Annotated in this window: 13 protein-coding genes; 2 read left to right on the top strand and 11 right to left on the bottom strand. The window is 76.1% G+C overall.

Going from position 1 to position 14,797, the window contains the following annotated elements; all coding sequences use genetic code 11:
- Positions 1-18 precede the first annotated feature (18 nt).
- Complete coding sequence (locus tag BMZ16_RS07395; protein WP_089799943.1) at positions 19-966, bottom strand: aldo/keto reductase; 948 nt, start codon at positions 964-966, stop codon at positions 19-21.
- A 368-nt stretch (positions 967-1,334) separates the two neighbouring features.
- Here BMZ16_RS07395 and BMZ16_RS07390 point away from each other — a divergent pair, with 368 nt between their 5' ends.
- On the top strand, positions 1,335-1,679 hold the full coding sequence (locus tag BMZ16_RS07390; RefSeq protein WP_089799038.1) for an RNA polymerase-binding protein RbpA: 345 nt from the start codon (positions 1,335-1,337) through the stop codon (positions 1,677-1,679).
- Positions 1,680-1,833: 154 nt separating this feature from the next.
- Here the strand turns inward: BMZ16_RS07390 and lnt are convergent, their stop codons facing one another.
- From lnt to BMZ16_RS07345, 9 genes are all read right to left on the bottom strand, one after another.
- Positions 1,834-3,402, bottom strand: a complete 1,569-nt coding sequence (gene lnt, locus BMZ16_RS07385) for an apolipoprotein N-acyltransferase (RefSeq protein ID WP_089799036.1) — start codon at positions 3,400-3,402, stop codon at positions 1,834-1,836.
- A 475-nt stretch (positions 3,403-3,877) separates the two neighbouring features.
- Positions 3,878-5,497 carry an amidohydrolase gene (locus BMZ16_RS07380; RefSeq protein WP_089799033.1) on the bottom strand — a complete coding sequence of 540 codons (1,620 nt, stop codon included), beginning with the start codon at positions 5,495-5,497 and terminating at the stop codon, positions 3,878-3,880.
- Between the two features lie 72 nt (positions 5,498-5,569).
- On the bottom strand, positions 5,570-8,461 hold the full coding sequence (locus tag BMZ16_RS07375) for a DEAD/DEAH box helicase (RefSeq protein ID WP_089799031.1): 2,892 nt from the start codon (positions 8,459-8,461) through the stop codon (positions 5,570-5,572).
- A gap of 31 nt (positions 8,462-8,492) precedes the next feature.
- Entirely contained in the window at positions 8,493-9,407 is a 915-nt protein-coding gene (locus tag BMZ16_RS07370) for a diacylglycerol/lipid kinase family protein (protein WP_089799030.1), read from the bottom strand.
- A complete protein-coding gene (gene tatC / locus BMZ16_RS07365; RefSeq protein ID WP_089799028.1) occupies positions 9,404-10,255 on the bottom strand; it encodes a twin-arginine translocase subunit TatC in 852 nt (283 codons plus the stop codon). Before tatC ends, BMZ16_RS07370 begins: the two co-directional genes overlap by 4 nt.
- A gap of 49 nt (positions 10,256-10,304) precedes the next feature.
- Positions 10,305-10,616 carry a twin-arginine translocase TatA/TatE family subunit gene (tatA, locus tag BMZ16_RS07360; RefSeq protein ID WP_089799026.1) on the bottom strand — a complete coding sequence of 104 codons (312 nt, stop codon included), beginning with the start codon at positions 10,614-10,616 and terminating at the stop codon, positions 10,305-10,307.
- A gap of 96 nt (positions 10,617-10,712) precedes the next feature.
- Positions 10,713-11,045: a hypothetical protein gene (locus BMZ16_RS07355; protein ID WP_089799024.1), complete on the bottom strand. Its 333-nt coding sequence runs from the start codon at positions 11,043-11,045 to the stop codon at positions 10,713-10,715.
- A 1-nt stretch (position 11,046) separates the two neighbouring features.
- The gene (locus tag BMZ16_RS07350; protein WP_089799022.1) at positions 11,047-12,033 is read right to left on the bottom strand and encodes a helix-turn-helix transcriptional regulator; all 987 of its coding nucleotides are present in this window, start codon (positions 12,031-12,033) and stop codon (positions 11,047-11,049) included.
- Positions 12,026-13,084 (bottom strand): helix-turn-helix transcriptional regulator, encoded by a 1,059-nt coding sequence (locus BMZ16_RS07345; RefSeq protein ID WP_089799019.1) that lies wholly within the window; start codon positions 13,082-13,084, stop codon positions 12,026-12,028. Before BMZ16_RS07345 ends, BMZ16_RS07350 begins: the two co-directional genes overlap by 8 nt.
- A gap of 73 nt (positions 13,085-13,157) precedes the next feature.
- On the opposite strand from BMZ16_RS07345, the gene BMZ16_RS07340 reads away from it, so the two are divergent.
- The gene (locus BMZ16_RS07340) at positions 13,158-14,315 is read left to right on the top strand and encodes a DUF3866 family protein (RefSeq protein WP_089799017.1); all 1,158 of its coding nucleotides are present in this window, start codon (positions 13,158-13,160) and stop codon (positions 14,313-14,315) included.
- A 34-nt stretch (positions 14,316-14,349) separates the two neighbouring features.
- On the opposite strand, the gene BMZ16_RS07335 is transcribed toward BMZ16_RS07340, so the two are convergent.
- Positions 14,350-14,796, bottom strand: coding sequence for a PH domain-containing protein (locus tag BMZ16_RS07335; RefSeq protein WP_089799015.1), 447 nt, complete (start codon positions 14,794-14,796; stop codon positions 14,350-14,352).
- Position 14,797: the final 1 nt, after the last annotated feature.

The following is a 14,797-nucleotide window of genomic DNA, read 5'->3' as shown; positions in this document are numbered from 1 at the left end:
CCTGCGCGCTGCCGCTCGTCAGACGGGACCGGGCGCGGCCTCGTCGATGGCGGCGAGCTGCTCGAGCGTCGGCTCCCACAGGGCCGCGGCCACGTTGGCACGCACCTGCTCGGGCGTGCGGGCACCGGAGATGATCGATGCCACGGCCGGCTGGGCGGCCAGGCCACCGAGCGCGACGGTGGGCAGGTCGACCCCCCAGTCGGCGGCGAGCGCGGCGAGCGCCTCGATGCGGTCGAAGTCGGCCGCGGCCAGCCGATGCGGCATGCGCGCCAGCCGGCTGCCCACGGGCGCTGCCTCGCCGCGGCGGTACTTGCCCGTCAGCAGGCCGGACGCGAGCGGGACGTACGGCAGGAGGCCGACGCCCACGTGCTCCGCCGCCGGCACGAGCTCGGCCTCGGCCTCGCGGTCCAGCAGGTTGTACCGGTTCTGGGCGGAGACGAACGGGGTCGTGCCGGCGGACCGGGCCACCCAGTCGGCGTCGACCACCTGCCAGGCCGCGAGGTTGGAGGACCCCAGGTACCGGACCTTGCCCTCGACGACGAGCTCGTGCAGCGCGGCCAGCGTCTCCTCGACCGGGGTGCCGGGGTCGGGTGCGTGCAGCTGGTACAGGTCGACGTGATCCGTCCCCAGCCGGCGCAGCGAGCCCTCGATCGCCCGGCGGACGTACCGCCGGGACCCGCGCGCGCCCCAGTCGGCGCCGTGCAGCCCGCGCACGTCCATCCCGAACTTCGTGGCCACGACGACGTCGTCGCGCCGGCCCCGCAGCGCGGCGCCCAGCAGCTCCTCGCTCTGCCCCGGTACTCCCCCGTACACGTCGGCGGTGTCGAACAGGGTGACGCCCGCATCGAGCGCGGCCGTGACCACCGCCCCGACGCCCGCGGGATCCAGCGTCGCACCGAACGTGTTGCACCCGAGGCCGGCCGTGGAGACCGTCAGTCCGCTGTCGCCCAGCCGGCGGTACGTCATCGTCATGCGCCCCACCCTAGGGACCGGTCGATCCGCGCGCCGCGGGACGGGCCCGGCCGGCCAGGAGCGCACCGCAGGTCGCAACGCAGCTCCCTGCTGCGGGTCGCGGGTCACGTCGCCGACCGGGCTGCGGCCGTCCCCCGTCCGGCCCTCCCCCGACGCGCGACGCGCGCCGGGACCTGACAGGGTGGGTCTCCACCACGACGTGCGGGCACCGCACCGAGGGGTGTTCACCAGACCTTCACGGTCGGCCGGAACACCGGGGTCCCCGGCCACGTTGACAGTCAGGTAGCAGAACGATTCGACACACGATCTGGCGGGGCCCACCACGAGCGGGTCCGCCGGGACGACACGGCACGGAGGTCCACATGGCCAACAGGTCCCTGCGCGGCATGCGCATCGGGTCCCACAGCATGGAGACCGAGGAGGGCGTCGACTTCGCCCCTCGGCTCCAGGCGCACTACGACTGCCCCAACGGCCACACCATCATCCTGCCGTTCTCCGTCGAGGCGGACGTGCCGGTGGTCTGGGAGTGCCGCTGCGGCGCCGAGGCTCTGCTGCGCGACGCGGCACAGCCCGAGGCGAAGACCGGCAAGCCCCCGCGCACGCACTGGGACATGCTCCTGGAGCGGCGCACGGTGAACGAGCTGCAGGAGCTGCTCGACGAGCGCCTGGGCCTGCTGCGCGCGGGCAAGCTGCGCCGCAGCGCCTGACGGCGCGCACCGCACAACCCGACGACGCCCCGGTGGAGACACCGGGGCGTCGTGCTGTCCGGCCCCGGCGGTGAGCCCCCGGGGGAGACGGACGCCCCGGCGCGGCAGCCGCTCCCGACGGCGGGGCCGGCCTGGGGAGCCTGGGTGGCGGGCGTCAGGCGGGGCCGTCGGGCCGTTCGGCCCGCGGCAGCCGGGCTGCGCCCACCATGCCCGCCAGGACCACCCACACGGCGAGCACGTCGGCGACCAGGGCGGGCCGGTCACCCGCCCGCGTCGCGGGCGTCAGGGAGTCGCGCAGCGGCAGGTTCGCGATCATCTGGGCGTCCGTGAACAGCTCCGTGCGCTGCGTGACGACACCGTTGGGCTCGATGACCGCGCTCACGCCGACGGTCGAGATCTGGACCGTCGCCCGCCCGTGCTCGATCGCGCGCAGCCGGGACATCGCCAGCTGCTGCGTGGACTCGTCGGACCACCCGAACGACGCGTTGTTGGTCTGCACGACGAGCAGCTCGCCACCCTCGGTGACCGCCTCGCGGACGATGGCGTCGTACGCCACCTCGAAGCAGATCACGTCCCCCACGACGACCGTGCGGCCCAGGCGGGGCGACTCGAGCGGGATGACGCCGGGCTCGGTGCCGGGCAGCATGTCGCGCGACACCAGGTCGACGGCGTCCGAGAAGTGCCGCACGAACGAGCGCAGGGGGATGTACTCGGCGAACGGCGCGGGCCGCTGCTTGGAGTACCGGGCCACGGGCCCCTCCCCCGGCTGCCACAGCAGCGCCGTGTTGTACCGGCCACCGGAGTCGGGGTACTCCACGGTCCCGACGAGCAGCGGTGCACCCACCTCCTGCGCGACGCCGTCGATGAGTCCTGCGGCCTCGGCGTCGACCTGCGGGTCGATGTCGGTGCCGTTCTCGGGCCAGAGCACGAGGTCCAGGTCGCCCGGCTGCACGTCCTCGAGCAGCGCCCGGGTGCCGGCGACGTGGTTGTCGAGGACCTGGCGGCGCTCACCGAACGCGTCGAGCTTGCCGGGTTCGGGCACGTTACCCTGCACGGCGCCGACCCGCAGCGTCCCCTGCTGCGCGACCGTGTCGAGCGGGATGAGCAGGGACCCGACGACGAGGGCCCCACCGGCCGCCAGGGCACCGACGGTCCGGCCCAGGGCGACCTGGCCCGCCGCGAGCACGGCCCGGCCCAGCAGCACGCCGAGTGCCGCGACGACGCCGCTGAGCAGCGGGGTGCCGCCGAGCCACATGTACGCGGACAGCGAGGAGTCGGCCTGCGAGAAGGCCAGCCGACCCCACGGGAAGCCCCCGAACGGCCAGGCGGAGCGCAGCTCCTCGACGCCGACCCACAGCACGACGAACGCCGCGAGCTGCCACGCGCCGCTGCGCCACACGGCGTGACCGCGCCGGGCCCACGCCCACGCGGCGCCGAACAGTGCCACGTAGCCCGCCTCGAACACCGTCAGCGCCAGCCACGGGACGGGCCCGACGGCGTCGTTCGCCCACGTGATCATGGGGCCGAAGCACGTCAGGCCCCACACGAGGCCGACCAGGGCGTTCCAGGCCGCGGAGTCGCGGCGCAGCGCCAGGTACAGCAGGGCCATGCCCACGGGTGCCAGCAGGGACAGGCCGGGGTCCGGGAAGGCGAGGCGCGTGATCAGGCCGCCCGCGGCGGCCAGGACGAGCGTCAGCCAGCGGGCGGACGGTGGGACGGGCACCGCAGCAGGGTACGTCAGCCTGCGCAGGTGCCTCGTCCGCGCCCCGGATGGGACCGGGGACCGCACGGCCGGCCCGACCGACCGGCCCGCGCGCCCTTCGTACCGGCGAGGACGAGTCCTGCCGTTTTCTGTTGAGCGCGCGGACCCGGTCGGAGCTCGGACCGTGCGGCACCGGTCAGTGGCTCGTGGGTCCCCCTCCGGTGCCCGCAACGACGGGCCACTGCGAAACTACCCGTCTGACCGACCCTGTCAAGGGGACGAACGGCCAGGTCAGGGAGATCGGCGCAGGCCAGCACGGGTGTGCCGCTGCCCGCACGCTGCCCCCGTGCGGCGTGTCGCCCGCGTGTCGGCCACGGCCGTGATCTGGACGGTTCACCGGCTGCGCGACCGGCGCCGTTCTTCACCCGGGGCGTCCCCCGGCGTGACGTCCGCAGCCCGCTGCCGCCGCGCCGGGCCGCGGGCACAACCCTCACAGTCAGCCCAGGGTGTCGTGCAGGACGACACCCGCGCGCACCGTGCGCAGGCACTGCGGTGCGGGCTCGTCGGGGCCGAGGTCCGGCAGCAGCGGGCTCCCGGCGCGCGCGTCCGCGCTCCACGTCGACGTGCGCGACGCCTGGACCACGAGGTGCTCCGCCTGCCACACCGCCAGGTGCGCGGGCGCACCGACCCGCAGCTCGCCGGCACCGCTGTGGTCCAGCCCGGCCAACCGCCAGCCGCCGCGGGTCGCGGCCCGGAACGCAGCCCGCACGCTGATGCGCTGGTCGGCCTGGCGGTGCGCCGACGCGGCCCGCACACCGCCCCAGGGGTCGAACGGGGTGACGGGTGTGTCCGACCCCAGGGCGAGCGGCACACCGGCGGCCGCGAGGTCCGCGAACGGGTTCAGCGCCGCCGCCCTGCCCCGGCCCAACCGAGCGGCGTACATGCCGTCGGGGCCACCCCACGTCGCGTCGAACGCCGGCTGCACCGACAGGCGCAGGCCCAGCAGCAGGATCTGCGCGAGCGAGTGGGCGTCGACCATCTCGGCGTGCTCGATGCGGTGGCCGGCGGCGGCGATCGCCGCCGAGCCCTCCACGTCCGCCGCGGCCCGCAGCCCCAGCAGCAGCTCGTCCAGGGCGCGGTCCCCGATGACGTGGAAACCTGCCTGCGACCCGGCGCGCGTCACGGCCGTGACGTGGTTCGCGATCTGCTCGGCCGTCAGGTGCAGGGTCCCGGACGTCCCCGGCGCGTCGGCGTACGGGTGGCGCAGGGCGGCCGTGCGCGAGCCCAGGGAGCCGTCGACGTTGAGGTCGCCGCCGATGCCCGTCAGCCCGGGCAGGTCGGCCAGCAGCGCCCGCGCGTCGTCGACCGTGACGCACGCCTCGGCGCGGTAGCCCACGACCAGCGGCAGGGCGGACGCCGCGTCCGCGGTCGTGGTCAGCAGCTCGCGCAGCCCGTCACGGGTGTCGACGTGGGGCGCCGACTGCTCGTGCACCGCGACGATCCCGGCGGCCGCGGCACGCCGCAGCGCGTCCCGGTACAGCGCGGTGCGCTCGCGCGCGTCGACCGCGAGCGCGACGTCGCGGGCTGCGTGGTGCGCGGCGCCGACCACCAGGCCGTCCTGCGACCACCCGGGAAGGTCCCGCAGGCCGGCCAGGTCGGCCAGCGCGCTCGACACCACCGCCGAGTGCACGTCCACCCGCGCGAGGTACACGGGCAGACCCTGCCCCGCGGCATCGAGCTCGGCGCGGGTCGGCGGCCGGCCCTCGGGCCACGCACCCTCGTCCCAGCCGGTGCCGTGCACGACGCGGCGGTCGCCCGCCCCGCGCTGCGCGGCGACGGCCGCGACGGCGTCCAGGACGCCGGGCAGGTCGGCGCCGGTCAGGTCCAGGCCGGCCGCCGCGAGGGCGGTCTCGAGCAGGTGCACGTGCGCGTCCACGAACGCGGGCGCGACCAGCGCACCGCCCAGCTCGACCACCTCGTCGACGCCGGCGACCAGGCCGTCGGCCGTGTCGTCGGAGCCGAGCCAGGCGACGACCCCGTTCTCGACGAGGAGCGCTTCGGCGAAGGGGTCGGCCGGGGAGTGCACGACGCCGTGCCGGTACAGGGTCGAGCTCACATCAGCACACGATAGGGCCCCGCCGCGCCCGTTGCGGTCCGCACACCGGCGGTAGATCGCCGGGTCAGGGCCTCAGACCGCCGAGTACGCGACCACGCCGCGCCGCACCGCGGAGACCGCCCGCCCGGCCGTCGTGCGCAACCGCTCCGTCGGCGCGGCGCCGGCGACCTGGTCGAGCACGTCGACGACCTGCTTGCACCAGCGCACGAAGTCCCCGGCCGCCAGGTCGGACCCCCGCAGCACGGTGTCCAGGCTGCGCCCGGCCGCCCACCGGTGGATCGGCTCGACGAGCCCCAGGTCCAGCGGCTGGATCGTGTCGAGGCGCGCCCCGTGCTCCAGGTCCTCCAGCTCCGACCACGCCCGCACGGCGGCGTCGAGCGCACGGCCCAGCCGGCTGTCCGTCCCGCCCGGCACGCGGGGCTCCGTGTCCTCCTCACGGCGCGACCGGTAGACGATCGTCGAGACCGCCGCCGCCAGGCCGGGAGGGTCCAGCTCGTCCCACACGCCACGACGCAGGCACTCCGCGAGCACGAGGTCGTTCTCCGCGTACAGGCGGCGCAGCCAGCGGCCGTCGTCGGTCACCCGCAACGCCCCGGTGTCGTCCGTGGCGAGGTACCCCATGGTGCCCAGCACGTCGCAGATGCGGTCGAACACGGCCGCGATCGAGCCCGTTCGTCCCGAGATGCGGCGCACCAGGGCGGCGTGCTCGTCACGCAGCCGCTCCCACCGCTCCGCCCAGCGCGCGTGGTCCTCGCGGTCGGGGCACCGGTGGCAGGGGTGCGCTCGCATCCGGCGCCGCAGCGACTCCAGCTCGGCGTCCTCCGTGGCCGCCGACCGGAGCTCCGCACGTCGCCCCCCGGAGCGGGCGGGCGAGGGCACCACGTCGAGCTCGTCCAGGCGGGCACGCAGGCGCGCCGCCAGGTCACGCCGCGCAGCCGGCACCCGCACCTCGAACCGTCCCGGCACCCGCAGGCGTCCCACCGTCCGCAGACCCGTCCCGACGTCGGCCACCGTGAGCCGGCGCACGCGGCGGTCCGTGGTCAGCACGGTCGGGCGCGGGCCGTCGAACCCGCCGCCACCCCCGGGGTCCACGACGACCGCGTGCTCCGCGCGCCGACCGACGGGGATCTCGACCACGTCGCCCACGTGCAGCCCCTCGAGCGTGCGCGTGACGTCCGCCCGCCGGGCGGCGGCCGCCGCCTTGGCCATGCCGCGCTCGCGGTCGGTGAGGGCCCGGCGCAGGCCCATGTACTCCGCGAAGTCCCCGAGGTGGCACTGCATGGCCTCGGCGTACCCCTCGAGGGCCTCGGCGTGCGTCTGGGCCTGACGGGCCAGGCCCACGACGCCACGGTCCGCCTGGAACTGGGCGAACGACGTCTCCAGCACGTCGCGGGCCCGCTCCCGGCCGACCTGCGCCACGAGGTTCACGGCCATGTTGTACGTCGGGCGGAACGACGAGCGCAGCGGGTAGAGCCGGCGCGACGCCAGCCCGGCGAGCTGGACGGGGTCCAGCCCGGGGTGCGCGACGACGACCGCGTGCCCCTCGGTGTCGATGCCCCGGCGCCCGGCGCGACCCGTCAGCTGGGTGTACTCCCCCGGCGTCACGTCGACGTGCGCGCTGCCGTCCCACTTCACCAGCTTCTCGAGCACGACGGAACGTGCCGGCATGTTGATGCCCAGGGCGAGGGTCTCGGTGGCGAACACGACCTTGACCCACCCGCGCGAGAACAGGTCCTCCACGGTCTCCTTGAACAGCGGGAGCATGCCGGCGTGGTGCGCGGCGACCCCGCGCGCGAGCGCCTCGACGAACGCGTCGTACCCGAGCACCCCCAGGTCCTCGGGCGGGATCGCGGCGCACCGCTCCTCCACGACGCGGCGGATCCCGGCCTCCTCCCGCGGGTCGGTCAGGCGCACCCCCGCGGACAGGCACTGCTGCACGGCCGCCTCGCAGCCGACCCGGGAGAAGATGAAGACGATCGCGGGCAGGAGCCCCGCCTCGGCCAGCTCGTCGACGACCACGAACCGTGGCGGCGGGCGCAGCCCCGGTCCGGGCCGGTGGCCGCCGCGTCCCCGGTGCCCGCGGTCACGCGGGCCGCGCTGGTCACGCGCACCGGGCGGCTGGCGCCGCAGCAGGTGCGTCAGGTCCGGGTTGATGGGCGGGTCGACGCCGGGGGCCGTCGGGTCGACGTGCCCGGCGTACAGGTCGAGCAGCCGGTCACCCACCAGCACGTGCTGCCCCAGCGGCACGGGGCGGTGCTCGCTGACCACCACGGTGGTGTCACCGCGCACCGTGGCGAGCCAGTCGCCGAACTCCTCCGCGTTGGACACGGTCGCCGACAGGGACACGAGCTGCACGTCGTCGGGCAGGTGGATGATCACCTCCTCCCACACCGGACCGCGGAACCGGTCCGCCAGGTAGTGCACCTCGTCCATGACGACGTAGCCGAGCCCCGCCAGCGCCGGCGACCCCGCGTACAGCATGTTGCGCAGCACCTCGGTCGTCATCACCACGACGTCGGCGTCACCGTTCACCGTCGTGTCACCCGTGAGCAGGCCGACACGGTCCGCGCCGTGGACCCGGGCGAGGTCGGCGTACTTCTGGTTCGACAGCGCCTTGATGGGCGTGGTGTAGAACGCCTTGCGCCCCGAGGCGAGCGCCAGGTGCACGGCGAACTCCCCGACCACCGTCTTGCCCGCCCCGGTCGGTGCTGCGACGAGCACACCGCTGCCGCGTTCCAGCGCAGCGCACGCCTCGACCTGGAAGTCGTCCAGCGGGAAGTCCAGGCGCTCCCGGAACGTCCCGAGCTCACCACGCTCCGCCGCGGCCCGGCGGCGTGCGGCCGCGTACCGCTCCGCGGGCGACGGCTCCTGGTCCGCCTGTCGCGAGGGCGGCGCGGCGTTCGAGCCACCGGCCCGGCGGGGCTCGGCGGACGCGGCACGGGACGGTCGACGACGTGGGGGCACGGGCCCACCCTAGGCACGCCGCGGCGGTGCGCTACCGGAGCACGCCGAGCGCGCCGGGGACCACCTCGACGACCAGCGGCAGGGCGCCCACACGCTCCCCGTCCGCGAACGCGACCGGCGGCGGCGGGCCCAGTGCGGGTGCCGCCTCGACCAGCACGCGCCGCCCACGCAGCACCTGCACCCGCGGGTCGTCGACGTGCCTGCCGCGGTAGATCCGCGGGAACACCCCGAGCGCCTGCGTGCGGGTCAGCGGGCCGGCGAGCACGACGTCGAGCAGGCCGTCGTCCGGGACGGCATCGGGCGCGATGGGCAGGCCGCCGCCGAACCAGGGCGTGTTGGCCACGGCCACGAGCGTGCCGGCCGACTCCCAGACGGTGTCGTCGACCTGCACGCGGTACCCGTACGGCCGGAAGGCAGCCAGCTCCGGGGGCAGCGCTCGCAGGTAGCGTGCGTGGCCCCGGGGCCAGTTCAGGGCGTTGGCGCGCGCGTTGACGGCTGCGTCCAGCCCGCAGGACAGGACGCCGGCGCACCACGTGCTCGCGGACCCGTCGGGCGGTCCAGCGCGCAGCGCGTCGACCCGCTGCGGTGCGGCGCGCAGCGCCCGGTCGATGACGGCGACCGCCTTGTCGACGTCGGCGCGCGGCAGCCCGAGGGCGCGTGCCACGTCGTTGCCGGTCCCGACCGCGACGACGCCGAGGGGCACGTCGGTGCCGGCGACGACGTCGACGCCGAGGTGCACCATCCCGTCCCCGCCGACGACGACGAGCGCGTCGAGCCCGGCCGTGGCCGCCTGCCGTGCCCGGGACGTGGCCTGGGCGAGCGTCGGCGCGGACAGGTCGTGGACCACGTGCCCGGCACGCTCCAGCAGCCGGTGGGCGCGCCGTCCGACGCGGGTGCCCTGCCCGGTGCCGGCGACGGGGTTGACGACGAGCCCGACGGTGCTCATGCCGTGCCGGGCGCGGCGTCGGTGCGCGTGCCGGCGGGCCCGGCGCCGTCCCGGGGGGTGCCGCCACCGGGCGCCTCGTCGTCGTCGGGCATGGTGCCGTCCAGGCGCGGCATCCCCTGCGCGACGAGCGCGCGGTCCAGCCGGCGGTCGTGCAGCAGGCACACCCCGAGCGCCCCGAGGAAGAGCAGGCAGATCGGCACGGCGACGACGAGCATCGACACGGCGTCGGGCGTGGGGGTCGCGATCGCCGCGAAGACGAACGCGAGGACGATCGCCCACCGCCACCCGGCCGCCCACGTGCGTGCGCGGACGAGCCCGGCGAAGGTCAGGGCGACCATGACGACCGGGAGCAGGAACCCCAGGCCGAAGGCCAGGACGATCCGCATGACGAACGACAGGTAGAGCTGGGCGTCGACCCAGTTGGTCGTCTCCGCGGGGGCGAAGGCGGTGAGCAGGCGCACGGCGTTGGGCAGCGCCCACCAGGCGAGCCCGGCGCCGGCGAAGAAGAGCGGCACGCCGACGGCGATGAACCCCACGGCGTAGCGGCGCTCCTTGGACGTCAGCCCGGGCGTGATGAAGGCCCACAGCTGGTACATCCACCAGGGCGCGGTGAACAGCACGCCGAGGAACAGGGAGACCTTCACCTGGACGTCGAACGCCGTCGCCACACCCTGGAAGTTCAGCGACACCCGGTCGCCGCGGGCGTCGGCGACGTCGAGGATCGGCTGCTGGAGCAGGTGGAAGACCGGCTCGTAGAGGAACCAGCCGCCGACCGCGCCGACGACCAGACCGAGCGCGATGAGCACGATCCTGCGACGCAGCTCGCGCAGGTGCTCGCGCAGCGGCATGCGGGCCCCCGGGTCCGCCGCGCGTCGGGGCTTGCGGCTCACCGGCCGCTCAGGCGCGCGGCGGTGCGGCGGGCGCCGCGGGCGGCGGTGGCGGCACGTCACCGGCGGCCGGGGCGGTACCGGCGGCCGTGCCCGTGCCGGCGGTGGTGCCGGTCACCGGGTCGGCGTCGACCACGGGGTCGGGCGTCGGGGCGCCGGGGGTGCGGCGTCCGTCGTCCGCGAGGTCCTTGACCTCGTTCTTGAAGATCTTCATGGACTGCCCGATGCTCTTGGCCAGTCCCGGCAGCCGGTTCGCCCCGAAGAGCAGCAGGACCACCACCAGGACCATGATCACGTGCACGGCGCTGACGTTCCTGAGCATGACGACCCCTCTGTGGTCCGTTGTCCTCCGGGCGAGTCTACGGGGTGGACCTCGGGAGTCGAAGCGCTTCGGCAGGCGGTTCCGGGAGTGGTGCGCTCACCCGAACCAGCGGGTCGACGCGTCGGCGACCGTGGCGCGGTGCCGCTCCCGGCGCAGGGCCCGGTGCTCCCGGCGGACGGCCCGCAGCAGCTCGACGCGGTCGCGCAGCTCCTGCGGCTCGCGTCCCAGCGCGGGTCGGATCTCCGCGCCGGCCGCGCGTGCCTGCTCCTCGAGCTCTGCCGTGCGGGCGGTCAGCCGGTCGGCGACCTCCCCCGCCCGCGCGAGCTCGTGCCCCAGGGCGACGACGGCGTGCCACAGCCGCCGGCCGATCAGGAAGGCGCCGGCCAGGGTCGCCAGGACCAGGACCGTCCACACCGTGAACCACAGCACGTCAGCACTCCCCCGCGGTCGTCTCGAGCAGCGGCGCGTAGGCCGCCAGGGCGCCGCGGGCGGTCGCGGCCACGTCGTGCGCGACGTGCGGCGGCCGCACGTCCAGGACGTCGTCCGCCACCTGCAGCAGCAGGTGCCGCACCCAGGCCGGCTGCACCACGCGCAGCTCGACCTCGAACGCCCCGTCGGCCAGCTCGCGCGTGCGCTCCACGGGGACGGTCTCGGCGACCCAGCGTGCGCGGCCGGCCAGGCGGACGGTCACGAGCTCACCGGACGGGTCGGGCTGGAACACGTCGGCGTCGGCGGCGACGGGGTGCTCGTCGGCGGGCTCGTCGAGCACGGCGGCGTCGACGATGCGGTCGACGCGGAACATCCGCTCGGCGTCGGCCGCGAGCGACCACGCCAGCAGGTAGGAGTGCTCGTCCTGCGTCACCAGGCGCACGGGGTCGACGTCCCGCTCGGTGACGACGTCGGAGGCGTCCACGTACCGCAGCCGCAGGCGCCGACGTCCGGACAGGGCGGCGCCGACCGCGGCGGCGACCGCCGGGACGGCGCCGACCTGCAGCTCGACGTCGACGGGCACCCCCGCCGCCGCGTCGCCCGTGGCCGCCTGCACCTTGGCGAGCACGGAGTCGAGCACGGCCGCGCGCTCGGCGTCCATCGCGGGTCGCAGGGCGGCGAGGGAGCGCAGTGCCGCCAGCAGCGCGACGCCCTCGCGCGGGCCGAGGCGCAGGGGGCGCGTCACGCCGCGCCCCTCGGTGAGCCGCACGACGCCCTGCTCGTAGGAGGACGCGTCGAAGTCGATGAGGTCGTCCGGGAGGTACCCCGGTGTCCCGGTCACCCACAGGGTGTCGACGTCGGCCATGACCTGCTCGGGGGTGACGCCGAACTGGGCGGCGACCTGCTCGACCGGGACGTCCTCGTGCCGCTCGAGGTAGGCGATCATGCCCAGCATCCGCACCAGGCGGTCGCTCGCGCGCTCAGGCACCGCGGGCCTCCTCGACGTCGGTGCGGTGCGGCGCCTCGTGGTGCGCCGGGCGGGCGTCGAGGGTCGCGGCGACGCGCAGCATGCCGACCACGGCGTCGCGCACCTGCGGCGGGTCCAGCACGACCACGGCGTCGCCGTACCCGACGACCTCCTCGGCGAGCTCCCAGTCGACCCGGAACGGCACGGCCAGCAGGTCGCGCCCGGCGAGGACGTCCGCGGCGCCGGTGGGCAGCGCGACGTCGGACGGGGCCTGCGTGGCCCGTGCCCGCAGCGCGCCGGCCCGCCCGGGCGTGACGGCGAGCAGGGCCGTCTGCTCCGGTCCCGCGGCACCCCACGTGCGGGCCGCCTCGGCGAGCTCCTCGGCGGTGGGCGGTGCGAAGCCGCCGGGCTCCCCCACCGGCCGCACGGGCCCGCGGATGCGCGACAGGCGGAACGAGCGGCTGGCGTCGCGGTCGAGGTCACGGGCGAGCAGCACCCAGCCGCCGCGTCGCGCCAGCAGCCGCCACGGCTCGACGCGCCGCTCACGCACCTCCCCGGTGGTCGCGGCGTGGTACGTGAAGCGCACGGCCTGGCGGTTCTGCACGGCGTCGACGAGCGGTGCGAAGGCCTCACCGCCGGCGCGCACCCGCGGGGCGAGACCTGCGACGAGGTCGTGCGCCTCGGGTGCAGTGCCCACGGCGCGCAGCTTGGTCAGCGCGCGCGTCGAGTCGGCGCGCAGCGACTGGTCCTGCCACACCTGGGCGGCCAGGGCCAGGACCCCCAGCTCGGCGGCCGTCAGCTCGATCGGCGGCAGCGACCAGTGCGCCGTGTCGATGCGGTACCCGATGTCGTCGCCGTGCCCGGCGTGCGTCACCGTGAGCACCGGGACGCCGAGCTCGCGCAGCGTGTCCTTGTCCCGCTCGAACATCCGCTCGAAGGCGTCGTCGGAGCGGGCGTCGCCGTACCCGGCCACGGAGGCGCGCACCTGCTCCTTGGTCATGCGGCCGGTGGTGTTCACCAGGGCGATGACGAGGTTGAGCAGGCGCTCGGCGGGTGGGATCGCGGGGGGCATCGGGCACCACGGTAGTCGTCCGGACGTGCACGGGGGGCACGGGACGCCCGCGCCGCGCCGGTAGCGTGGGCGCGTGATCGCGTGGCGTGCGGGAGTGGTGAGGGAGTGCCGGGCCCGGTGGGACGGTGCGTGCGAGTCGACGGTGGCGCTCGAAGGCGAGGACCGCACCGTGCGGGCGCTGTCCTACCCCCACCTCGTCGGCGAGGTCGTGCCGGGCGCGCGGGTGCTGCTCAACGCCACCGCGCTGCTGCGCGGGCTCGGTACCGGGGGGTACGCCCTGGTGGTCGCGCGCACCGACTCCCTGGTGCCGGACCCGCTGCCCGGTCCCGGGCACCTGGTCAAGGCGCGGTACACGCCCCTGCAGGCGATGGTCCTGGGCGTCGACGACCAGGAGTCCCCGCACCACGAGGTGCTGCGGGACGCCGACGACCTCGCCGGGCTGCCGGTGGTCGTGGCCGACCTGCACTCGGCGCTGCCGGCGGTGGTCGCCGGTGCCCGCGCCGCGGCTGCCGGCCTCGGGCGTCCGGCGCCGCGGGTGGCGTACGTGATGACGGACGGCGGGGCGCTGCCGGCCTGGTTCTCCCGCGCGGTCGACGGCCTGCGGTCGGCGGGGTGGCTGCAGGCGTGCGTGACCGTGGGGCAGGCGTTCGGCGGTGACCTGGAGGCGGTGACCGTCCACACGGGGCTGCTGGCCGCGCGGCACGTGGTCGGCGCGGACCTCGTGGTCGTGGCACAGGGGCCCGGCAACCTCGGGACGGGCACGCGCTGGGGGTTCTCGGGGGTCGCCGCCGGTGAGGCGCTGAACGCGGCCGGCGTCCTGGGGGGCCGGCCCGTCGCGTCGCTGCGCGTGTCGGGTGCCGACGCCCGTGACCGCCACCTGGGCGTGTCCCACCACTCGCTGACGGCCTACGGCCGCGTGGCGCTGGTCCCGGCCGACGTCGTCGTCCCGGAGTTCGACCCCGACCTGCCCGGCACCCCGCAGGACCTCACCGCGGACCCCGACCCCGCGGCGTGGGCCGCGTTCGGGGCGCGCGTCACGGCGCAGGCCGAGGGGATCACGTCACCGGCCGGACGTCACGCGTCGGTGCGGGTCGGTGCGGGGACGGCGCTGCTGGACGCGCTGCGCACCTGCCCCGTGCGGCTGTCGACCATGGGTCGGGGCCTGGACGCCGACCCGGCCGCGTTCCTCGCGGCGGCCGTGGCGGGCGTGCACGCCGTGACGGCGGGCTGACGCGGCGACGCCGGGACCGGCGGCCGGCCCCGGGTCAGTCGTCGGCGGCCGTGGCGCTGCGCCGTGCGACGAGCGTGGCCAGGCGGCGCGCCTCGCGCTCGGCGCGCTCACCGTCGGCGCGCTGCACCCCCATGACGGCGAGGGTGTCCCCGTCCGCCAGGTCGAGCTGCACCCAGGCCCGTCCCTGCCCGAACCGCACCGAGACGATCTGCGCCCAGGTCACGTGCGTGGTGACCAGGAGGTTGCGCACGCGCAGGCCGGTCGCGTCCGGGACCGCGCTGACGGAGGCCTGCCGCCAGCAGAACCACGCGATCGCGAGGGCGAACAGCACGAACGCGACCTGGTCGAGCGGCGAGAGCCCGGGCATGACGGCGACGAGCAGGACCGTCAGGGCGAGCACGGCGACCGCGACGCCCAGCGTGACGGCGCGTGCGAGCCGCGGCCGGAACGGTGCGTCGAGCCGGTCGTCGTCGGGCGTCACG

Source organism: Cellulomonas sp. KH9, assembly GCF_900114185.1.
Lineage (GTDB): Bacteria > Actinomycetota > Actinomycetes > Actinomycetales > Cellulomonadaceae > Cellulomonas.
The sequence above is the reverse complement of the archived record's forward strand: the minus strand, read 5'-3'. Positions and strand labels throughout refer to the sequence as shown.